Origin of the sequence: Nonomuraea monospora (assembly GCF_039531895.1) — a bacterium.
GTDB classification, from domain to species: domain Bacteria; phylum Actinomycetota; class Actinomycetes; order Streptosporangiales; family Streptosporangiaceae; genus Nonomuraea; species Nonomuraea monospora.
Genome location: NZ_BAAAQX010000008.1, coordinates 384,664 through 403,892, shown reverse-complemented (window position 1 = coordinate 403,892; position 19,229 = coordinate 384,664). Strand labels below are relative to the sequence as shown.

Below are 19,229 nucleotides of genomic sequence, written 5' to 3'. Positions count from 1 at the left end.
CGGCAGGGCTGAACGTTCTGCGGCGATGCGACCGCTCCCTCGACGACATCGAAGCCGTCATGCTCGCCGAGGTCGGCGGTCCGGACCGGGTGGCACTCGCGGAGACGCTCACGCTGTGCGCCCGGGCCCTCCACCCGGACGCGCGGACCCTGAGCCCGGCCCAAGCCCCGGACCGTCCTGTCCCCGCCCGCCGGAATCGGCCTTGATCTGGGCGCCGCCTTCACGGGTGGGAGCCGAAATCGGTCGAGCGAGGTGAGCGATTCCTTGTAGCATCCAGATCATGCGAGATAACTGCCGTTAGGTCCGCCTAGCGGTTGCGCCACGAGCCCCGCCGGGCGTGCCGTGTGCCCCCACGTCACTAACCTCCCCCGGCCGTGAAGGCGAAGTTGCGCATGCCCGCAGTCGTAACAGTCCGTGATCTCACCAAGACCTACCGATTCCACCAGCAGGGCGCCGGAGTCCTCGGCGCCTTGAAGAGCGTCGTACGGCGTCGCTACGAAACCCGGCTCGCCGTCGACCGCATCAGCTTCACCGTCGAGCGCGGCGAGTTCCTTGGGCTGCTCGGCCCCAACGGAGCAGGCAAGACCACCACCCTGAAGATGTTGTGCGGGCTGCTCCACCCCACCTCGGGCGAGCTGAACGTGCTGGGCCGCATCCCCGCCAGGCGCGAGCGTGACCACCTGCGCCGGATCTCCATGGTGATGGGGCAGAAGAGCATGCTGTGGTGGGACGTGCCCGCCATGGACAGCCTGCTGCTGCACAAGGACATGTATGGAATGTCCGACAAAGACTTCCGGGACTCGCTGGCCGAACTCGCCGAGCTGCTCGGGGTGACGGACCTGCTGGCCGTACAGGTGCGCAAGACCTCCCTCGGCGAGCGCATGCGGCTGGAGCTGCTGGCCGCGCTGCTGCACCGGCCCGAGCTGTTGTTCCTGGACGAGCCGACGATCGGCCTCGACGCCGAGGCCAAGGCGCGTGTACGCGGCTTCCTGGCCACTCTCAACAGGGAACGCGGCACCACGATCGTGCTCACCAGCCACGACATGGGCGACATCGAGGCGCTCTGTCAGCGGATCGTCGTCATCGAGCAGGGCCGGATCGCCTACGACGGTGCCCGATGAGGGCCACACTGCGCGTGCTGCGCCGCCTGCTCGGGGTCAACCTCGGCCTGGCGATGGCCTACCGCGGCGAGTTCGCCTTCTACGTGCTCGGCGGGCTGGCCACCCCGGTCGTCTCGCTGCTGATCTGGCGCGCCGCCCTGCGCTCGGGCGCCCGCCTGCCTGTCGACGAGACGTACCTGACCACGTACTTCGTGCTCATGGGCGTAGTACAGATGCTCACCTCATCCTGGCTCGCGCCGTACCTGGCGGCCTCCATCCGGCGCGGCGAGCTGTCGGTCTGGCTGGTCAGGCCCGTGCCCAGCCCGCTGGACGGCATCGCCAACAACCTCGTGGAGAAGCTGCTCAAGCTCTGCTGGCAGGCTCCGGCCATCGCGCTGCTCTGGTGGTTGCTCGACGTGAGACTGCCGGACGCCCGCTGGGCTCTCGTCGCGGTGAGCGTGGCGCTGGCCGCGATCCTCGTCTACGCCGTCGACCACCTGATCGGCTCGCTCGCGTTCTGGTTCGACGACGTGGGCGGCCTCATCTCGGCCAACGCGCTGTTGGCCCGGGTGCTCTCGGGCGGGGTGGTGCCGCTGGCGCTGATGCCGGAGTGGACGTCGGCGCTGCCGTACCGCTTCATGCTCTCCTTCCCGCTGGAGATCGCCATGGGCGCGCCCGCCCTGGCCGCGGGCCTCGCCCTTCAGGTCGCCTACACCGCGATCGCGGTACTGGGGGCGCGCGCGGTGTGGCGGGCCGGGCTGCGCGCGTATGCGGCGGTGGGCGCATGAGTGCTCACCTGCGGCTGATGCGCCGCTTCCTCATCCAGGCGCTGGTGCGCGAGACGCACTACCGCGCCCACTTCGTCGCCACGCTGACCGTCGGACTCGCCGAACTGCTCGTCGGCCTGCTGCCCGTCTGGTTCCTGTACGGCCACGCCGATGAGATCAACGGCTGGACGGGCGCCGAGGTCGTCGCCCTCGTCGGCGCGTACCAGATCACGACGGGCATGCTGGCAACCTTCGTCGCGCCCAACCTCACCCGGATGACCGCCTACCTCACCAAGGGCGAACTCGACCTGGTCCTGGTCCGGCCGGTCTCGGCGCAGTTCTACCTGACCTTCCGCTGGATCAGGCCCGCCGAGCTGGGCAAGTCCGCCACCGGTCTGGTCACGCTCTGCTCCGGGCTGGCGGCTGCGGGCGCGCGCCCAGGCCCGATCGAGGTCGTCCAGGCGATCGTGCTCGGCTGCTGCGGGCTGGTCCTGCTGACGTGCGCCTGGTCGGCGCTGGTCTACATGGCGTTCTGGACGCAGGGCGCCGGGCCGATCACCGCGGTCTTCGACGCCTTCATGGAGGCGGGCCGCTACCCCCTGGCGTGCTATCCGGCGGCCGCGCGCGCCTTCCTGACCTTCGCCTTTCCCGTGGGTTTCGCCACCAGCCTCCCCATCGAGGCGCTGACGGACGGGGTCGGCTGGCTGCCTGTCCTCGGCGGTGTCGCGATGTGCGTGGCAGCCGTCGCGGCCCTGCGTTTCTACTGGCACGTGGGCGTACGCGGTTACTCCAGCGCGAGCAGCTGACCACATGGGCATGCCTGTGCTTCAGCCTCGGGCTCCCGTTTGCTTCAATCGGTCGCTGCGGCTGCTTGAGCCGCCGCCTGTCTCCTCCACGACGGTCAGCGAGGCGAGGGATGCCGCGGATCTTCCCTTCCGACGCCCCGGTCGGCCGGGAGAGCGAGGACGGCGGAGGCGCCTATGACACCAGCATCCCAGCGAGTGGACGAGCGGGTTCTACGACAAGCCGGCCCAGAAGTAGCCGCCCGCTGCGAGCCGTCATCTGGGACACGTACGGACGAAGCGACCGCCATTGTTGTTCGGCCGGACCGCTCAATTGTTCTGCCCGATGACGGCCGGCGCCAAGGCCGCCGCGGTCGCCGGATCTGGTTGAGCGCGCAGGATTCGCCAGCACAGATAGACGCAGACGCCCATCGCGGGCGCACCGCCCAGCAGTGTGGCGGCGATGCCGAGCGGAGTCGCCTTCCCGGCCAGGTACAGAGGTACCAGCACCATGGTGGCGATGGCGTACTTCGTCACGAAGACCGCCGTGCACGCCTGATAGCGCCGTCGCCGTGCGGGGTCGCGCCGCCAGCCGAACCGTTCAGCGCGCGCTGCCCCCACCGCCAAGCCGATCACGGGCCAGCGCACCAGCATGGAGGCGAGGAACACCGCACCCCCGCCCACCTGCATCAGCACGGTCGGCAGGTAGAAGTCGACCGCGCGCCCGGTGCTCCCGGCCAGCAACGCGGAGGCCCCCACGACGACCAGCCCGGCCGCCGCCTGCCAGTACTTCCTGTCGGTGAACACCCGAGCCACGGCGAACACCGCCACGCCCCCGACGGCCACCAGTGCCGAGGCCGGCACCTGATCGGTCACCAGATAGGCGATCAGGAACAACACCCGGGACGCGGCTCCTTCGGCGACCGTGCGCCAGCCGCCCACCGCAGCGAACCAGGACAACGACGTCTGGGTCAGTGCGTTGAGGCTCATGTGCCCGCCTTCGCCGCGGCGGGCGCGGGAAAGCCGTCGCGGCGCATCGTGTCTTCGCAGGCGGCGATCGCGTCGATCAGATCCAGCCGGCCGCGATGCGTCGCGATCAGGGCCTGGCAGAGGTGGTGCGCGTCCTGCATCGCCAGGTTGCCGCCGAAGCCCGGGGCCAGGTGGATGGCGTCGCCGATGACCGTCACCGGGCCGGCGGGCCAGGCGGGTATCGGCGGAATGGTCGCGATGCGCAGGGCGACCGTGAGGTCCGGCCACGCCTGGGTGATGACTCGTCGCAGGTCTGGGGGTAGGTTCACGCTCAGTTCCGTGGCCCGGCGCCACCTCGCGTCCGGCGATCCGGCCTGGCCGAGCTGGTCCTGAGTGGTCGGCAGGGCCCACATCGCGTAGTCCTCGGCCGTGGCGACCGCGTCGAGGGGCAGGGCGGGCAGCCACCGCTGCCGCGCGGCCATCGGCGGCTCGGTGAAGCGCAGCACGCCCAGCACCATCATGGTGCCGTCCACCTGGACGCCGGCGGGGCTGTGGCCGATCAGCCCCGGCAGCCCGGTGTCGGCGATCATCCGCAGCGCGGTCGCACCCATGAGCATGCGCCGTCCCGTGTCGGCCACCCGCGCGTGCGGCAGGTACTGGCGGCGGACCGCCGACCCGATCCCGTCCGCGCCGACCAGCACGTCCGCCGTGTCCGTGCCGCCGTCGGCGAACCACGCCCGGACCGTGCCGTCGGCTCGCTGCTCGTACCGGGTGAACTCGGTGCCGAACCGGACCACGTCCTCCAGCCCTGTCAGCAGCACCGCGCGCAGCAACGGACGATGGACCTGCCGCCCGGGCCGCGGCCGGCCGGCCACGCCGTTGGACGGCTGAGCACCCACGACGGTGAGTGCGCCGTCCACTTCGGACAACGTCACCGTCCGCTCGCGCGGCCCGCCCATCGTGGCCTCGGCCATCGCGGCGTGCGCCGGAGGCAGGCACGCGCGCAGCGCCTTGGCGCCCCGGTCGTCGACATGCAGGCTGACACCCTGCGGGCGTCCCCGCGCGCCGTCCCGTTCGTACACGACGACGTCGATGCCCGATCGGCGTAAGCCCTGGGCCAGCATCAATCCGCCCAGCCCGGCGCCGATCACGATCACCTTCATCGCGCCTCCTTTCTTCATCGCTGATGAAGTTCAAGCTACCGGGGCCCGGAGACGAAAGTCCACCTGTGATGAAGAAACTGCCGATAGACTGGCCCGGTCATGACAGAACATGGTTCCCCCCCGCGCCCAGGTCGCTGGCGGACGGGCGCCGAGAGCAAGCAGCGGATCCTGGACGCGGCACGCGCGCTGTTCGGCGAGCACGGCTACGCCGGCACCACGGTCCGCGCGGTCGCCGCCCGCGCGGAAGTCGACTCAGCGATGGTGTTCTACTTCTTCGGCAGCAAACAGGGCCTGTTCGCCGCCGCCGTCGAGATGTCCGCCCAGCTCCCGCCGGCCATCGAATCGATCTTCACCGGCGGCCTCGACGGCATCGGCGAGCGCATCATCCGGACACTCGTGGAGAGCATCGACGCGTCGGGCCGCACCCCGCTCGCCATGCTCACCCGGCCGGCCCCGACCGGCGACCAGTCCGAAACGTTGATCCGCGAGTACATCGACCGGGAGATCACCAGCCGGGTGGCGGCACTCCTCGGCACACCGGACGCCGCGTCCCGGGCCGGCATGGTCAACGTCCAGCTCCTGGGCCTCACCGTGGCGCGCTACATCGTCCGGATCGAACCGATCGCGTCATCGTCCGTCGACGAACTGGTCAGCCGGTTCGGGCCGCTCGTGCAGCACTGCCTGACCGGACCGACCACGTCCTCCTGAGGACGCTCACCAGCACACCTCGGCGAGGGCGCCTCGCCGTAGGCACCGGACCCGTCGCTTGAGAGCGAAGTCATCGACACCCCGCACGCGCGGGACCCGCATCAGCCGGGGCAGCGCTGCGGACCTGAGGATCGTGACGGCCAGGACCTCCGACAGCCGAGCACCGGCCCGACCGGCCAGCTCCTGGACCAGCGCGCCGGAGACGTGGATATAGGTCGAAGGCACCTGACCGCCTGGTCCGGCCGGTCAGGGTCTTGCCACGGACAGGGAACCGCCGGCCGCCGGATGAGCTCATGGTGCCGCCGCCGAACGCCAACTGGTAATGGTGGTCGACGATGACCGTGTTGGCCTACACCCATGTCTCCGATCAGTGGTCGACGTACGGCACCAAGATCATCGTGCAGACGGCGCGGGAGGCGCACTTCGTACTGGACGACGTTCTGGGCAACGCGACCGACCTTCCGACTCCCGCCAGAACACCCTGGCCGCCGCGCTGAAGGATGCGATTTGAGAGTTCAGCCAAGGGGAGTCTCGTCCGCGATGTCGATCCCGGCCGAGCGCAGCCGCGTCTCGATCAATGCGGTCAACCGGGTCCAGGCCGGTTTCCGCTCGTGTCCGTGGTGGGTGAGCAGGCTGTACCGGCTCGCGCTGTCGGTGCGGGCCTGGAGGCCGGCCGGGATGGGCAGCAGCGCCGGATGGGCGAGGAAGTGGCCGGCGATGGCCGTGGCGAGTTCGTCGATGCGGGGGTCGTCCGGCTCCCATTCGGCGGCACGCCACATGCGCCTGATCAGAGACATGTACCGAGGGTCGTCCAGGGCGCGCTGGACCCGGGAGATGTAGTCGTCGAAGCCCTCCGGCACCAGGGCTTTGATCAGCACCAGACCTTCCCTGGCCATCCTCACGTCATCCGGGGTGAAGCCGAGATCGGCGGCCCTGTCCAGGAGGGCGAGAGCGCGTTCGGGCAGCAGGGCCCGGTCGCCGGTGGCGAGCCGGCGCAGCGTCTCACGCCGCGCGATCAGATCGTCGATCCGGTCGGTGAGGTGCCGTTCGGCGTCGACGAGTGCGGTGGCGAACCGGTCGGGGTCGGCATCGAGGATCGCCCCGATCTCGGCCAGTGGCACGCCGGCGCCGGCCAGTGTCCGGATCTGGACCAGCCGCAGCAGGTCGGCCGATCCGTAGCGTCGATAGCCGGAGCTGTCGCGCGCGGGTTCGTTGATCAACCTGTGCCGGTGGTAGTGCCGGATGGCCTTCACCGTGACGCCGGCGAATGCCGCCGCCTGGCCGATCGTGACGCCGTCCGTCATCTGCTCTGCCGACCTCGTGATCGTGGGGCGCCGGCCAGCTCGCGAACCGCGTCCGCGACCGCGCGGAAGTCCTTGCGCACGATCTTGCTGTGGTTGCTGGCGACCTTCGCACTCACCTGGATGTCGGGGTTGCGGGCGAGCACCGGGGTGAGGGTGGCGCGCGCGCTTTCCATTTCATCATGGCCGCCCCCGAGGTTGGCGCCCGTGGCGACCACGTACCGCACCGGGCAGGTCACACCGTCCAGGACCGGGCCGAGGGCGGCGCTGATCTCGATGAGCTCGATGTTGCTCTGCGCATGCTGCTCGGCGGACATCCTCGCGGCCATGCCCAGCCTGGAGAGCAATGGCAGCAGCCGGCGCATCCGGCGCCAGAACTGCCGGACCCGTTCCGGGGGCGCGTCGGGGTAGTCGTGCGGGTAGGCGCCGTCCACGGGCACCACGCCCAGGGCGCGGTCCGGATTCCGGGCGGCCCAGTGCACCGCGACCGCCGCGCCGTAGGACCAGCCGACCACAAGCGGCCGGTCCACGCCCCTGGCCGCAAGGACGGCATCGACATCACGGACGTGCGTCTCGAACGAAGCGGCCGCGGCCGAACGCTTCGATCGGCCGCGGGCCCGCATGTCGTAGGTGATGTGCCGGTAGTCGCTGCCGAGTTCGGCGATGACCTGCCGCCAGTACGCCTGACTGGCGAACTGGCCATTGAGGTAGATCACGGGGCGGCCGGGCCCACCGGTGTCGGTCACGGCCAGCGCGGTGTCATCGACCGGCACCATGCCGCTCCAGGAGGAGTTGATGTTGCTCACCCGTTCAGCGTGCACCCTGACCTAGGGTCAAGGTCAAACCCAGGGCGAAGGCATCGCGCACATGCGCCGAGCGGGCATGCGACCAAGCGCCTGACTTCGCCTGAACGCAAGGCGGGCAGTCACTCCGGACCGGTAGGCCGGTCACGACAAATCCGGGTCCGGGGTCGCTGAACTCCATCAACCCGGCACCGCGCAGGATGATCCAGCACCGTGATCGAACCGAGCCGTCAGCCGAAGGTGGTCTTTGTTACAGCAGGTCAGACGCTACTTCGTTGGACGTTTCTTCATTGCTACTGGGACCCCGACTCCCGACACACCCGCGTGATCATGCTCACCACATTCGACGACGACGACAACGTCCACGGTGCACTGCGAGCGGATTCCTGGTCAAAGACCTGGCACTTGGAGGACATGCTGTCCGCCGTCCCCCAGCGTCACCCGCCGCCTCATCGCCGACTTCGCCACCCGCCCCGAACCCCGGCCCGCGACCTCCCAGGCGGTCACCGCCCGAGAACGCGAGGTACTGGCTCAGGACGCGGCCTGTCCAACGCCGAAATCGCCGCCGCCCTGCACATGAGCCCGGGCACCGCCAAGGCCGAGATCGCCGGCCTCCTCACCAAACTCGGCGCCGGCGACCGCGTCCAACTCGTCATCGCCGCGGCCTGGTCTCCCCACTCACCTCCCTTCCGGGGGGAAGCACCGCAGCAGCCTCCACCAGCGCCACTGCGGTGCTCCCGAGAATCAGCCCTCTTGCCAGTTAGCGCTACCGGCCCCCGACCCCCCGCCGCATTCCCCCTCGGATGTCCCTCTCTGCCCCTGGTTGAGTGTTATCCACCGGCCCGCAGTGTCCGGCCACAACCCGCACACGATCGTGACCCGAAAGGCGATCGCCCGATTCGTGTTGTTGGTGCACTCCGCGAATCCCCTGTAGCCATCGACCCACGTCCTGCAATTCAAACTGTTACGCGCGCCGGCAGCGGCTGCCGCGCCAGAAGCCGCCGCCGAGGCGGGCATCGCGAGACCGGCGGCGGCAGTAGCTGAGACCAGGAGCAGAGCGGCTGATCGGAGGACGTTCTTCATGGAGGACTCCTTCGCTGTACGGGACCGCCTGCAAAGGGCAGGCACCCCACTCAACAACAGTGAGTATCCGTTGAACAACAGACGGTGACGAAAGTCTGTCGTCAGCGTGCATCCGCACACTCACGCAGACCGAAGGCGCACGGCGTGACCGATCACCCAAAGCGGCATGCCCACCTAAGCCCACCCCGCGAACACCGACATCCACCAGGCCATGGCCGCCCGATCCTGCAGCAGATCGCCGACACCGCCACCCCATCGCCACAAACCAGAGCCGACCGGCAGCCCGTCCTCTGCACACGGGACAGCCACCGGAAACGCCTACCTGATCTCAGACTGGAGCCGCACATTCCCGGCAAGCCAGGAGCACTGCAGAGCAATCACCCGAGAGCCCTCGATCTCATGTCACCCAGCATCCCCAACTTCACGACGAACGCATCTCCGCCGCCACCGCCCGTTCCCGCAACTGCGCCGCCTCCGCCCGCACAGCCTCCAGCTCGGCCCGCAAATCCTGCAGCCGTATCTGCTCCAGCCGCAACTCCCCCTGCAGCCGATCGCGCTCCTTGACCGCCGCATCAGCCCGCGACTTCTCCCGCGACACCGCCTTGCGCTCCCGCGCCAAAGCCGCGGCCCCTTCCCCTTCCACAGCCGTCACCTTCCCGGCGAGCCGCTCGGCCTCCTCCGCCGCCTGCGCGGCATCCTTGAGCGCCACCGCCCGATCCCGCTCAGCCTCGGCAGCCGCCCGCTCGGCCCTGACGGCCCGCTCCACGGCCCGCTCCCGCTCCTGCGCCGCCGCCTCCTCCCGCGCCCTCGCCCCGATCACCTCCCGTTCAGCCTGCTCCCGCAACTGAACGGCCGCCGCCGCCTCCTCCCGGGCGCGATCCCGCTCCCCCCGCGCCAACGCAACACCTTCCTGCGCCCGTACGACCTCCGCCTGCGCCTCCTCTTGCACCCGCACGATCTCAACCCGAGCCTCTTCCTGAGCCCGCACACTCTCGGCCCGAGCTTCTTCCCGCACCCGCACGCTTTCGGCCCGAGCCTCCTCCACCTGCCTGCCGGCCAGCTCAACCCGCTCAGCCAGCTCCTGCACAGCCTGATCCCGGGCCTGCTCGATCAGCTCAGCCCGACGAACCGCCTCCTCAGCCCTCCGCTCAGCCACCTCGGCCCGCCGCTTGGCCTCCTCAGCCGCCTGCAACGCCTGCCGCTCAGTACTCGCCGCCTCCCGCAACGCGGCCAGCGCCTGCTCACGCGCCCTTTCTGCATCCCCCAGCGCGGTCTCCCGCTCCTGCTCGGCCTCTTCGAGCCGCACCCGCATCTCAGCCGTCTGCCTGCGCGCATGCTCGGTCGCCTCCCGCGCGATCCGTACCTGCTCGAACGCCTGCTCCCGCTCGGTACGCGCGATCGCCACCCGCGTATGCGCCTCAGCCTGCACAGCGCTCAGCTTGGCCTCCACCCCGGCCGGACTCAGCTCCTCAGCCAGCGCCCGCGCCAGCGGCTCAATGGCGGCGGCCAGCCCGCTCTCCATCCGGTCGTACAACTGCTCCGCCCTGGCCAACGCCCCTTCCAGCCCTGGGGTGGCGCGCCGCAGCTCCCTCTCCCGCTTGGCCGCCGCCTGACAGTCCTTCTCAGGACAGTACGCCTTGGGCCGCCCTCTCCCACGCCGCTGCTCGATGGGGGCACCGCAGTGCTTACAGGGGGTTACGAGGCTGGTATCCGCTGTCACGACGCCAGCATAGCATTTTTGATTTTCTAGAAAATAGAAATCAGAAAATCGAGTTTGTTGCGTCGCTCCACACTGCAAGTTACTTGCGAGAAGGCAGAATTCCCGCAAGTTCATAACGCGAGAGCGTCGGCTCGTCCAGAGGGGGGGCGCTTCGCTCGCTGGTGGCGGTGCCTGGGTTGACGTGCGGGGTGGCCGAGCACGCGTTCTCTGGGCGCATGTGGGACTAGCCACGTAAATTGGCGTTCGCCGGGGTTGGTCAGCAGATCGCAGCACTCAGGAGGAGACAAACCGCTCATAGCGGTGGTTCCCTCTCCCGCTCCGGCCTCGTATCCATTGCCGGCTCGGTAGCGTTCCAGCGCCCGCTCACGCTGAGCGCTGCTCAACTCGGCCGGCGACGGCTGCTGTGGATCCATCTCTTCACCGTCGCGCTGTCGGCCAGAGTCGTACAGTCCCCTTCCCGGACTCGGCGAGCAGGAAGGGGGAACAGCGTCTACCGGCCGCTCGGCAATGGGCCCCGGCTCGCGGGCTCGGTCAGCGTGGGCCGGTCGCCGGTGGTGAGCTCGGGCACGTATTTATAGATGGTGGAGCGGCTGACGCCAAGCAGCCGGGCGATGCTGGAGACGCTGTTGCCCGGGTGGGTGAGCAGGTCACGGGCGTGGCGGATCTGCTCGGGCGTCATGGCTGGCGGGCGGCCCAGGCGCTGGCCGCGAGCGCGAGCGGCGTCCAGGCCCTCGCGGGTGCCTTCGACAATAAGTTCGCGGATGAACTCCGCCAGGGCGGCGAAGACGTGAAAGACCAGCCGGCCGCCAGGGGTGGTGGTGTCCAGGGCCTCGTGCAGGGAGCGGAAGCCGATGCCACGCTTGCGCAGGCCGGCGACGATCGCGATGAGGTCTTGCAGGGAGCGGCCGAGCCGGTCGAGGGAGGGAACCACAAGGGTGTCGCCTTCGCGCAGGTAGTCCAGCGCTTTGGCCAGTTCGTCGCGTTCGGCGTTCTTGCCGGACTTCTTGTCGGAGAAGATCCGCATGCACCCGGCCGCCTTGAGCGCGGTGATCTGGCGGTCGAGAAGTTGGCCGGCGGTGCGCGGGCGTAACCGATGAGGGCGCCGGAGGGGTTGGCGGGTTCGGCGGCCAGCGGATCATCGACCGCCAATTTCGCGTTACTTGCTATTGACGCGAAATCATTTTTCACGTTAACTATCGTTATCATGAATACGTCTAGAAGCTACCGGATGACAGCAAGGGCAGAGGCGACGGCCCGCACACGCCGGCGCATTCTGCAGGCCGCCTTCGACCTGTCCCACGAGAAGATGTCGTTGGAGATCGTGCTGAGTGATGTCGCCGAGCGTGCAGGAGTCAGCGTGCAGACGCTGCTGCGCCATTTCGGCAGCCGAGATGGCTTGTTCGATGCTCTCGACCAGTTCGCCCGCGACGAGGTCACGGACGAGCGGGCCACTCCCGTCGGTGATGCCGAGGCCGCGCTCGATGTCATCGTCGAGCACTACGAAAGGCGCGGCGACATGGTGCTGCGCCTGCTGGCTCAGGAGTTCAGCGACGAACGGGCCCGCGCGATCAGTGAGCGTGGCCGGCTAAGCCACCGAAAGTGGGTTGAGCAGGTGTTCGCACCTCAGCTTGAGCCTCATCCCGTCGATGCTCACGACATGCTGACGGATCTGCTCGTCGTCGCGACGGACATCTACACCTGGAAGCTGCTTCGCCGGGATCAAGGGCTGGAACGCGATGTGGCGCGGATGCGAGTCATGTACCTCATTGGCGCGATCCTGGCGTCCGCACCAAAGGGGCAGTGAAATGGCCAAGATCTTGTTCGTCACCTGGGACGGCGGCGGCAATCTACCGCCGGCGCTCGCCATCGCCGCCGAGTTACGCCGCAGGGAAAACACGGTCACCTTTCTCGGTCATCCGCAGCAGCGCGAGCGCATCGAGACGGCAGGGCTCCGGTTCACCCCATACCGGCACGCGCGGCCGTGGTCCGCGACCGAGCCCGCCTCAACGGTGAAGATCTTCGCCATGTTCACCGACGTCGGCCCAGGCAAGGATCTGCTGGCCGTGGTGGCCAAGGAACACCCTCAGTTGGTGGTGATCGACTGCATGTGCCTGGGCGCGTTGCAGGCCGCCCACGCGAACGGGATAAGGTACGCCGTCCTGGCCCACACCCTCTACGCCTATCTGCGCCACCGCTGGAGTCGCGGACCAGTGGGCCTCATCGCCACCCTCCACGGACAGCGCCCGGCCAGGCTCTGGTCATCGGCCCAATCTCTGTTGGTCGCCGGTTTACCTGACATTGATCCGATCGACCGACGCCGGCTACCGGCAACACTCACCCACACCGGAGTCACCTGGCCTGCAGACGCGGCTCCTCCCACAGCGGCCGCACTGGACGGGCATCGAATCCTCATCAGTCTCAGTACGGTCCACTACAACGGCCAGACCGCCGCCCTGCAACTGCTTCTGGACGCGGTGTCCGCCCTGCCCGTAGAGGCCATCGTGACGACCGGCGAAGCCGTGGACCCCACACGTCTACGTGTGCCCGGCAACGTCGACCTGCACCGGTACCTACCCCACAGCGAGGTCATGCCACAGGTCAGTCTCGTGGTGAGCCATGGAGGTCACGGCACCGCCATGCAGGCTCTCGCTCACAACCTGCCGCTAGTGATCATGCCGATGCACCCCATGCTCGACCAGCCCATGATCGGGCGGATCCTGCAGCAGCAGGAAGCGGCCACGATGGTACGCAGAACGGCACGCCCAGAGCACGTACGCGAGGTGATCAAAGGCATGCTCAGGCCCGGCCCGCACCAGCAAGCCGCCGCTCGCCTCGGCACACGCATCCGCAGCGGCAACGGCGCCCTGGTCGGCGCAGACCTGATCCGCTCTCTCACCGTCGCGGACGCCTGACGCCCGCTACCTCCCCAGCGGCACGTCATGGCTCATCGTCTCCTCTGGCCAGCGCTGCTGTGCCGTGGGCCGATCAGGCCGGCCGCGCATTCCGAATCAGATCGGCCCCCGCACCGGGCCGGCGGCCCTACGAAGACACACCACTCACGCGGTGTTCCAGGAGGACGGCATGCAACCGATGCACACCATGGTCACGAACGACACCACCCGCGTACTATCCCGTCGAAACTGTGCCAGACCGGCGTGGATCGGCAACTATCGAGTTCTCGGCGTGCTCGGCGAAGGCGGCCAGGGCAGGGTCTACCTCGGAATGTCGAAGAGCATGGGCAACGTGGCCATCAAAGTCCCGCACGCATGGGAGGCGATGGACGCGCCCGAACAACACCGGTTCTTGCGCGAGGCCAACCTGGTCCGGAAACTGGCTCCGTTCTGCACCGCTACCCTCCTCGAGGCGGGCCTGATCCGGGATTGTCCATATATCGTCAGCGAGTACATCGCCGGCCCATCGCTACGAGATCTAGTGCGCCGCGACGGACCGCGTAGCGGCAGCGGCTTACATCGGCTGGCGGTCGCCACGCTGTCCGCGCTCATGGCGATCCACCGCGCCGGCGTCATTCACCGCGACATCAAACCCGCCAATGTGATCATGAGCTCGGAAGGCCCCGTCGTCATCGACTTCGGCATCGCCCAATTGCTGGATCACGTCAACACCCGATCCAGAAACGCCGGGACACCCTCCTACATGGCGCCGGAACAACTCACGGAGCGCCCGCTCAGCCCGGCCACTGACCTTTTCGCCTGGGCCGCCACCATGGTGTTCGCCGCCACCGGCCGCCCTGCGTTCCCCGGCAGAACGCTGCCCGCCGTGATGCATTCCATCATGACCGGCGAACCCGACCTGACCTGCGTACCCGAACCCCTGCGACTGCTCGCACTGGCCTGCCTGGCGAAAGATCCCCAGTCGCGACCCTGCGCGGCTCAATTGCTGAGCTGGCTTACCGCCAACCCCGACAGCCGCTGAGCGGGCGCCATCAATATCATGCGAAATCAGCGCCATTTAGCCATGAAAGTCACATCCGGGCCGGTGACGCCGTTCATACGCGCACCTCCGGGCGGCGACGCCGTACGAGGAAGGCGGCCAGCGCACCGATCGCGGTCACCAGCGCGACGGCCGGCACCACGGGCGGCGCGCCGCCCGCCGCCGACGGGTCGAAGTGCAGCGTGCGCGTGTCGGCCGCCGAGGTCAGCAGCGCCTTCTCCGGTACGGCCGGCGACTCGGCGGTGAGCATGGTCCGATACGCCTCGTGCAGGTCGGTCAGCGCCCCGATCCGGACATCGACCTCCCGCACCGGGTCCGGGCACGCGAAGGTGAACCGGGCGCCCTCGGCGAGCAGCCGCTCCAGCGGAGCGAGGTCGGAAGCGCAGGCCCGCCCGCCCTGGCTCACCCTGACCCGGGCCAGCAGGTAGGCCCGGACGGCGGGGGAGCGGGCCAGCACCTGCTCGCCGGTCAGGCCGGCGGCCGCAGCCGCGGCCAGGTTCTCGAAGGCGCCGACCGACCGGCCGAGCTCCACCCAGTCATCTCCGGCCGGCAACCACGAGAGCGTCACCCGATTGCCCTCGGCCCCGACCTTCGCCACGGACGGCAGCCCGAACGGGTGCGCCGTACCGGCACGTCCGGCCTGCTCGAATGTGGATACTGCCCCCGCAGGCGCAGGCAACAGGGCTGCTGGGGCGGCGATGAGGAGCACGCACAGGCGGCGTGCGAAAGGCGAAAAGATCAAGGGAGTCTCCCTCGCAGGACCTTGACGGAGCCGCGACGCCAGGCGTTGGGACGAGGCGGCTCAGCGGTTGAGCCGGGCCTCCCACTCGGCCCGCACGGTGTCCTCGAGGTTGATCGACGCGATGCCGTGATCGCAGCCGCATATCCAGTGCCAGAGGTTGTGCGCCGGGCTGCCGGCGTCCGCGGAGGCCGGCGCGGCCGTGACGCCGACTGACAGCACACCGGCCACGGCAAGTACGACGGCGGTCCGCCGGGCTGTCGTGCGGGGCCGAACGGAACGTTTCTTCACGGTCTTCTCCTTCGGCTTGTGGCGGCCCTCCTTGGAGGTGTCCGGGCCGCCATCCTCATCAACCAAGCAGCCAGCGGCTTCACAGCCGCTTCACAACGGCTTCATCCCCGGCAGCGGTTGAGGACCACGGCCCGTGTGGTGGGTGGGAGACCCAGATCTCCCTCTCCCGCCCCTGCAGCTCGGAGTCGCGCCAGGAGATCACCGGCCAGGCCAGGGCAGAGCCGCCGAGCACCCGGACGACGGGCAGGACGACGCTGGGAGACGGCGACCTGTTCAACCGTTGAACAGCGACCTGGCCAAGGGAATAGGGAGTGTCGTCAGGAGAGTCATCAGTCAGTGAGCGCGCCCGCCCCGCCGCCGGAGGCTGAGCCGGAAGTCCCCCGGCCGGGCACCGCGTCCGACGAACGCGAAGGCGACCTCGGCAGGTGACGACAACAGCGACGTCGGTCACGACGTGGCCGACGGCCTCGCCGAGCCCGTTCCGCCGCATCGCGCCCAGGCCGCGCAGATCCTGCGCGGCCTCTATCCGTGCTCACAGGCCGGCGCTGAGGCCATGGTCGATCCCATCGGGCAGGGCACGACCATCACCGACTAGCAGCGCTATCTCGCCGCCTGGACGCCCGACAACTGGGCGCGCTGGCACGCGCGGGTGCGGTCCACGCCGCTGCCGCCACCGGCCCGCGAACGTCTCACCTTCCGGCCGCCGCGCAATCCCGCCGACCCTGACGCGGAGATCGGCGCTCAGCGGCGCCCTGAGGGCCCCGCGGTGCCGCCTGTTCCTGCGTGGATCATGACCGAGCCGCCGGACATCTTCCAGCGTGACGTCACACGGTCTGGCTGGACGCCGCCGGGACCGCGCACCTCAAGTGCCGGAGGTGGCGGCCTGCTGCTCACGCGCCGGCGAAGGCGTCGGTGCCTCCTCCGTCGTTTCGGCCGGAAACGACCTGGACGGCGGCGGTGATGCCGTAGACGCGTGCGGCCTCCAGCAGGGTGTTGATGAGTTTGCTGACGAGCTCGGCTTGAGGGGTGCTCAGCCGTACGTGCCAGGTCGCCGTGGGCGGGTCCCAGGTCATCAGCGGTTTGATCATCGCCACTTGGCGGGCGAAGTTCTCCTGGAACTGGCCAAGCTCACCCCGAACATGATGCGCGCCACCGCCGCCGCCCTGCTCCTGGTCCTGGGCTTGGCGGTGGAGGAGGTACAGGCGCTGCTGGGGCACGCCTCCCCGGTCACCACCCAGCGCTACGTCGCCGCTGGACCAGCACGCGGCGCATCTGCTGGCCGCCCTGCTCACCCAGCAGCCCGCGCCTCCTACCGCGCAGGCCGCCGGCCGGGCCACCTCCGCCTCGCATACCGCCGGAGCCGTCTCGTCCACGAGAACGCGACGCTTCCGCTGGTAGAACGGGCTTGTGCTTCGCCCCGATCGTGCTGTGCGGGCGGCCTATCTCACCTCGCTGTCGCTGCTGTGGTGCCTGGGGATCGCGGTGATCGGCGTGGTCGGCTGGCGGCGGGGGAGGCTGCTCCGGTGCCGGACCTGGGGCCCGTAGGCCCAGGGGTTTCGCGGTAGGCGAGTAAGGGGGTAGAGGTTGTCCCCCCGATAAGCCCGCCCTCCCGCGCACGCGACGCACCCGGTTTCCTGGGCATTGTCCTGCCGGGCGGCGGACGGTCACGCATGGCAAGGCCACGCCGCGGAGAAGGGCAAATTCTCCTGCGGCCCGGACCACTCGGCCCGTTCCCGGAAAGCAGGACAGCTGACAGAGAAGGAGATCCACCATGCGTGGAGCAGTTCTGCACGCCCCGGGTGACGTCCGCGTCGAGGACCGTCCGGACCCGGAGATCATCGAGCCCACCGACGCGATCATCCGCCTGACGGCCACCTGTATCTGCGGCTCCGACCTGTGGCCCTACCGCGGGGTGGAGAAGCTGGACGGTCCCGCGCCCATGGGCCACGAGTACGTGGGCGTCGTGGAGGAGGTGGGTAGCGAGGTCCGCACGATCAGGCCCGGCCAGTTCGTGGTCGGCTCGTTCTGGGCCTCCGACAACACCTGCGAGATCTGCCGGTCCGGCTACCAGTGCGCGTGCGTCCAGCGGGTGCTGATGGGCACGATCGGCACCCAGTCCGAGCTGGCGCGGATCCCGCTGGCCGACGGGACGCTGGTGGCGACGCCCGCCATGCCGGACGCGGACCTGGTGCCCAGCCTGCTGGCCGCCTCGGACGTGCTGGGCACCGGCTGGTTCGCCGCCGTCGCCGCTGAGGCCGGGCCGGGTAAGACCGTCGTGGTCGTCGGTGACGGCGCGGTCGGGCTGTGCGGCGTCCTGGCCGCCAGGCAGCTCGGCGCCGAACGGGTCATCGCGATGAGCCGTCATGCCCCGCGCCAGGAGCTCGCCCGCTTCTTCGGCGCCACCGACATCGTCACCGAGCGCGGCGACGAGGGCGTGGAGCGGATCAAGGAGTTGACGGACGGGCTCGGCGCGCACAGCGTCATCGAGGCGGTCGGCACGCAGGAGTCGATGATGCAGGCCATTCGTTCCACCCGTCCTGGCGGCCATGTCGGGTTCGTCGGTGTCAGCCACGATGTGGCGCTGCCGGGGGACGAGCTGTTCATGTCGCTGGTGCACCTGCACGGCGGCCCCGCGCCGGTGCGCCAGTACCTGCCGAAACTGATCGAGCTGATCTGCGAGCGCGCCATCGACCCGGGCAAGGTCTTCGACCTGACGCTGCCGCTCGACCAGGCGGCCGAGGGGTACCGCGCCATGGACGAACGCCGCGCCGTCAAGGTCCTCCTGCAGCCCTGACCCAGTAACCGACGCCAGGCCGTGACGACGGTCAGTCCGGTTCCGGCGGTGAGTACTGCTCGGTGAGCTGCACGCTGGTGCGCAGGAAGTCGTCGATCACGGCCAGTTCGGCCGCGTCGTACCTGCTCAGGTTCTGGGCGGAGGTGGCCATCAGCGGCGCGTACATCGCGAGGAGCCGCAGCGCGCCCTGGTCGGTCAGCGACACCAGGACCCGCCGCCGATCGGACGCCGACCGCTGCCTGACCGCCAGGCCCGCACGTTCGACGCGATCGATCACCGTCGTCATCGTGCCGGTGGGCAGGCGCATCAACTTGGCGATCTCTCCGGCCGGGGTGGGGCCGTGGCGGGCGATCAACTCCAGACATTGCAGGTCGGTGCGGTTGATGCCCATCCGTTCGGATACCTGCCGGTTGATCCGTTCTACGGCGCCATGCAGGGCGCGCAGCCGTTGCTGCACGCTCGCCGGGGTCACCTCTACGATATCCACGATTACCAGAATACTAGAACTTGATGTATCTAGATTATCTAGTTACTTTGGCAGGGAGGAGTCAAGGAGAGGGAGGCGCGACATGTCAGAAGCCGTCCGTCCGGACGCACGGCCCCAGCCCGTCACGGACGCCGGGACGTTCCCCGGCCCGCTCGAACTGGCCCGCACCTGGCCGTGGATCCCAGCCGTCATCGCCGCCGGCGTCGTGAACCTGGTGATCGGCGGCCTGCGCCAGTTCGACTACGCCGGAATCAGCGGGTTCAGCACGACCAACTTCGGGTGGATGGCGTTCGCGCTCGTCGGCGGCATCGTCTTCGCCTGGCGGCTGGCCGCCCGCCCGCAGTCGCCGGTGGGCGCGCTCCGGCCGCTGATCCCCGCGGCGGCCTCGTTCGTCACGTGCTTCGTGCTCGTCGTCCTGAGCGGGCTGATCTTCCTGCCCGAGCAGTCCGTCCTGGAGACGGCGACGACGGACGCGCAGGGCCGCTCGTTGCCCATCGCGTGCCTGGTGCTCGTGGCCGCGATCGCCGCCGAGCTCGTCCGGGTGATCCTGCGCAGGCGCGGCCGGCCGTAG

24 protein-coding genes and 1 pseudogene are annotated in these 19,229 nt (G+C 69.2%); 14 read left to right on the top strand and 11 right to left on the bottom strand.

The features are described from left to right. From ABD331_RS19120 to ABD331_RS19105, 4 genes and pseudogenes are all read left to right on the top strand, one after another. Window positions 1–206 (top strand): annotated as a pseudogene (locus tag ABD331_RS19120) (hypothetical protein); the annotation flags it as partial. 186 nt (window positions 207–392) lie between these two features. Then, window positions 393–1,121 (top strand): ABC transporter ATP-binding protein, encoded by a 729-nt coding sequence (locus tag ABD331_RS19115; RefSeq protein WP_344476489.1) that lies wholly within the window; start codon window positions 393–395, stop codon window positions 1,119–1,121. Further along, window positions 1,118–1,888, top strand: a complete 771-nt coding sequence (locus tag ABD331_RS19110) for an ABC transporter permease (protein ID WP_344476487.1) — start codon at window positions 1,118–1,120, stop codon at window positions 1,886–1,888. Before ABD331_RS19115 ends, ABD331_RS19110 begins: the two co-directional genes overlap by 4 nt. Next, window positions 1,885–2,673: an ABC transporter permease gene (locus ABD331_RS19105; protein ID WP_344476485.1), complete on the top strand. Its 789-nt coding sequence runs from the start codon at window positions 1,885–1,887 to the stop codon at window positions 2,671–2,673. Before ABD331_RS19110 ends, ABD331_RS19105 begins: the two co-directional genes overlap by 4 nt. Window positions 2,674–2,979: 306 nt before the next feature. Here ABD331_RS19105 and ABD331_RS19100 read toward each other — a convergent pair whose 3' ends face one another. Both ABD331_RS19100 and ABD331_RS19095 read right to left on the bottom strand, forming a co-directional pair. Further along, window positions 2,980–3,639 (bottom strand): DUF3159 domain-containing protein, encoded by a 660-nt coding sequence (locus ABD331_RS19100; protein ID WP_344476482.1) that lies wholly within the window; start codon window positions 3,637–3,639, stop codon window positions 2,980–2,982. Further along, window positions 3,636–4,781 (bottom strand): FAD-dependent oxidoreductase, encoded by a 1,146-nt coding sequence (locus tag ABD331_RS19095; protein WP_344476480.1) that lies wholly within the window; start codon window positions 4,779–4,781, stop codon window positions 3,636–3,638. The genes ABD331_RS19100 and ABD331_RS19095 overlap by 4 nt, the downstream gene beginning before the upstream one ends. Window positions 4,782–4,880: 99 nt before the next feature. Between ABD331_RS19095 and ABD331_RS19090 the strand changes: the two genes are divergently transcribed. Continuing rightward, window positions 4,881–5,489, top strand: a complete 609-nt coding sequence (locus tag ABD331_RS19090; protein ID WP_344476478.1) for a TetR/AcrR family transcriptional regulator — start codon at window positions 4,881–4,883, stop codon at window positions 5,487–5,489. Between the two features lie 6 nt (window positions 5,490–5,495). Here ABD331_RS19090 and ABD331_RS19085 read toward each other — a convergent pair whose 3' ends face one another. Continuing rightward, complete coding sequence (locus ABD331_RS19085) at window positions 5,496–5,714, bottom strand: hypothetical protein (protein WP_344476519.1); 219 nt, start codon at window positions 5,712–5,714, stop codon at window positions 5,496–5,498. A gap of 110 nt (window positions 5,715–5,824) precedes the next feature. Here ABD331_RS19085 and ABD331_RS19080 point away from each other — a divergent pair, with 110 nt between their 5' ends. Then, on the top strand, window positions 5,825–5,986 hold the full coding sequence (locus ABD331_RS19080; RefSeq protein ID WP_344476476.1) for a Tn3 family transposase: 162 nt from the start codon (window positions 5,825–5,827) through the stop codon (window positions 5,984–5,986). An 18-nt stretch (window positions 5,987–6,004) separates the two neighbouring features. Here ABD331_RS19080 and ABD331_RS19075 read toward each other — a convergent pair whose 3' ends face one another. Further along, a complete protein-coding gene (locus tag ABD331_RS19075) occupies window positions 6,005–6,793 on the bottom strand; it encodes a MerR family transcriptional regulator (protein ID WP_344476474.1) in 789 nt (262 codons plus the stop codon). Next, entirely contained in the window at window positions 6,790–7,596 is an 807-nt protein-coding gene (locus ABD331_RS19070; RefSeq protein ID WP_344476471.1) for an alpha/beta fold hydrolase, read from the bottom strand. Before ABD331_RS19070 ends, ABD331_RS19075 begins: the two co-directional genes overlap by 4 nt. 327 nt (window positions 7,597–7,923) lie before the next feature. Here ABD331_RS19070 and ABD331_RS60965 point away from each other — a divergent pair, with 327 nt between their 5' ends. Then, window positions 7,924–8,637 (top strand): response regulator transcription factor, encoded by a 714-nt coding sequence (locus tag ABD331_RS60965; protein WP_425566013.1) that lies wholly within the window; start codon window positions 7,924–7,926, stop codon window positions 8,635–8,637. Between the two features lie 460 nt (window positions 8,638–9,097). Here the strand turns inward: ABD331_RS60965 and ABD331_RS19065 are convergent, their stop codons facing one another. Further along, window positions 9,098–10,396 (bottom strand): coiled-coil domain-containing protein, encoded by a 1,299-nt coding sequence (locus ABD331_RS19065; RefSeq protein ID WP_344476469.1) that lies wholly within the window; start codon window positions 10,394–10,396, stop codon window positions 9,098–9,100. 490 nt (window positions 10,397–10,886) lie between these two features. Continuing rightward, window positions 10,887–11,420 carry a recombinase family protein gene (locus tag ABD331_RS19060; RefSeq protein WP_344476467.1) on the bottom strand — a complete coding sequence of 178 codons (534 nt, stop codon included), beginning with the start codon at window positions 11,418–11,420 and terminating at the stop codon, window positions 10,887–10,889. A 69-nt stretch (window positions 11,421–11,489) separates the two neighbouring features. Between ABD331_RS19060 and ABD331_RS19055 the strand changes: the two genes are divergently transcribed. From ABD331_RS19055 to ABD331_RS19045, 3 genes are all read left to right on the top strand, one after another. After that, on the top strand, window positions 11,490–12,200 hold the full coding sequence (locus ABD331_RS19055; RefSeq protein WP_344476465.1) for a TetR/AcrR family transcriptional regulator: 711 nt from the start codon (window positions 11,490–11,492) through the stop codon (window positions 12,198–12,200). A 1-nt stretch (window position 12,201) separates the two neighbouring features. Next, window positions 12,202–13,308, top strand: coding sequence for a glycosyltransferase (locus ABD331_RS19050; RefSeq protein ID WP_344476463.1), 1,107 nt, complete (start codon window positions 12,202–12,204; stop codon window positions 13,306–13,308). 151 nt (window positions 13,309–13,459) lie between these two features. Beyond that, window positions 13,460–14,329 carry a serine/threonine protein kinase gene (locus tag ABD331_RS19045; RefSeq protein WP_344476461.1) on the top strand — a complete coding sequence of 290 codons (870 nt, stop codon included), beginning with the start codon at window positions 13,460–13,462 and terminating at the stop codon, window positions 14,327–14,329. A gap of 73 nt (window positions 14,330–14,402) precedes the next feature. Here ABD331_RS19045 and ABD331_RS19040 read toward each other — a convergent pair whose 3' ends face one another. Together ABD331_RS19040 and ABD331_RS19035 are read right to left on the bottom strand one after the other, a co-directional pair. Beyond that, the gene (locus ABD331_RS19040; RefSeq protein WP_344476459.1) at window positions 14,403–15,089 is read right to left on the bottom strand and encodes a hypothetical protein; all 687 of its coding nucleotides are present in this window, start codon (window positions 15,087–15,089) and stop codon (window positions 14,403–14,405) included. A 60-nt stretch (window positions 15,090–15,149) separates the two neighbouring features. After that, complete coding sequence (locus ABD331_RS19035) at window positions 15,150–15,377, bottom strand: hypothetical protein (protein ID WP_344476456.1); 228 nt, start codon at window positions 15,375–15,377, stop codon at window positions 15,150–15,152. 454 nt (window positions 15,378–15,831) lie between these two features. Between ABD331_RS19035 and ABD331_RS19030 the strand changes: the two genes are divergently transcribed. Beyond that, window positions 15,832–15,972, top strand: a complete 141-nt coding sequence (locus ABD331_RS19030) for a hypothetical protein (RefSeq protein WP_344476454.1) — start codon at window positions 15,832–15,834, stop codon at window positions 15,970–15,972. Between the two features lie 295 nt (window positions 15,973–16,267). Here the strand turns inward: ABD331_RS19030 and ABD331_RS19025 are convergent, their stop codons facing one another. Continuing rightward, the gene (locus tag ABD331_RS19025; protein WP_344476452.1) at window positions 16,268–16,594 is read right to left on the bottom strand and encodes a hypothetical protein; all 327 of its coding nucleotides are present in this window, start codon (window positions 16,592–16,594) and stop codon (window positions 16,268–16,270) included. Between ABD331_RS19025 and ABD331_RS60960 the strand changes: the two genes are divergently transcribed. Both ABD331_RS60960 and ABD331_RS19015 read left to right on the top strand, forming a co-directional pair. Then, window positions 16,517–16,942: a hypothetical protein gene (locus ABD331_RS60960; protein WP_425566012.1), complete on the top strand. Its 426-nt coding sequence runs from the start codon at window positions 16,517–16,519 to the stop codon at window positions 16,940–16,942. The genes ABD331_RS19025 and ABD331_RS60960 overlap by 78 nt on opposite strands. 206 nt (window positions 16,943–17,148) lie before the next feature. Continuing rightward, window positions 17,149–18,171, top strand: a complete 1,023-nt coding sequence (locus tag ABD331_RS19015) for a zinc-dependent alcohol dehydrogenase family protein (protein WP_344476449.1) — start codon at window positions 17,149–17,151, stop codon at window positions 18,169–18,171. Between the two features lie 31 nt (window positions 18,172–18,202). On the opposite strand, the gene ABD331_RS19010 is transcribed toward ABD331_RS19015, so the two are convergent. Beyond that, entirely contained in the window at window positions 18,203–18,658 is a 456-nt protein-coding gene (locus ABD331_RS19010; protein ID WP_344476447.1) for a MarR family winged helix-turn-helix transcriptional regulator, read from the bottom strand. An 82-nt stretch (window positions 18,659–18,740) separates the two neighbouring features. On the opposite strand from ABD331_RS19010, the gene ABD331_RS19005 reads away from it, so the two are divergent. Next, window positions 18,741–19,229 carry a hypothetical protein gene (locus tag ABD331_RS19005; RefSeq protein ID WP_344476445.1) on the top strand — a complete coding sequence of 163 codons (489 nt, stop codon included), beginning with the start codon at window positions 18,741–18,743 and terminating at the stop codon, window positions 19,227–19,229.

Bases quoted from the DNA above. Each gene is read 5' to 3' on its own strand.
- ABD331_RS19115 (WP_344476489.1), top strand. From the start codon at position 393: ATGCCCGCAGTCGTAACAGTCCGTGATCTCACCAAGACCTACCGATTC.
- ABD331_RS19110 (WP_344476487.1), top strand. From the start codon at position 1,118: ATGAGGGCCACACTGCGCGTGCTGCGCCGCCTGCTCGGGGTCAACCTC.
- ABD331_RS19105 (WP_344476485.1), top strand. From the start codon at position 1,885: ATGAGTGCTCACCTGCGGCTGATGCGCCGCTTCCTCATCCAGGCGCTG.
- ABD331_RS19100 (WP_344476482.1), bottom strand. From the start codon at position 3,639: ATGAGCCTCAACGCACTGACCCAGACGTCGTTGTCCTGGTTCGCTGCG.
- ABD331_RS19095 (WP_344476480.1), bottom strand. From the start codon at position 4,781: ATGAAGGTGATCGTGATCGGCGCCGGGCTGGGCGGATTGATGCTGGCC.
- ABD331_RS19090 (WP_344476478.1), top strand. From the start codon at position 4,881: ATGACAGAACATGGTTCCCCCCCGCGCCCAGGTCGCTGGCGGACGGGC.
- ABD331_RS19080 (WP_344476476.1), top strand. From the start codon at position 5,825: ATGACCGTGTTGGCCTACACCCATGTCTCCGATCAGTGGTCGACGTAC.
- ABD331_RS19075 (WP_344476474.1), bottom strand. From the start codon at position 6,793: ATGACGGACGGCGTCACGATCGGCCAGGCGGCGGCATTCGCCGGCGTC.
- ABD331_RS60965 (WP_425566013.1), top strand. From the start codon at position 7,924: ATGCTCACCACATTCGACGACGACGACAACGTCCACGGTGCACTGCGA.
- ABD331_RS19060 (WP_344476467.1), bottom strand. From the start codon at position 11,420: ATGCGGATCTTCTCCGACAAGAAGTCCGGCAAGAACGCCGAACGCGAC.
- ABD331_RS19055 (WP_344476465.1), top strand. From the start codon at position 11,490: ATGAGGGCGCCGGAGGGGTTGGCGGGTTCGGCGGCCAGCGGATCATCG.
- ABD331_RS19050 (WP_344476463.1), top strand. From the start codon at position 12,202: ATGGCCAAGATCTTGTTCGTCACCTGGGACGGCGGCGGCAATCTACCG.
- ABD331_RS60960 (WP_425566012.1), top strand. From the start codon at position 16,517: ATGATGCGCGCCACCGCCGCCGCCCTGCTCCTGGTCCTGGGCTTGGCG.
- ABD331_RS19015 (WP_344476449.1), top strand. From the start codon at position 17,149: ATGCGTGGAGCAGTTCTGCACGCCCCGGGTGACGTCCGCGTCGAGGAC.
- ABD331_RS19005 (WP_344476445.1), top strand. From the start codon at position 18,741: ATGTCAGAAGCCGTCCGTCCGGACGCACGGCCCCAGCCCGTCACGGAC.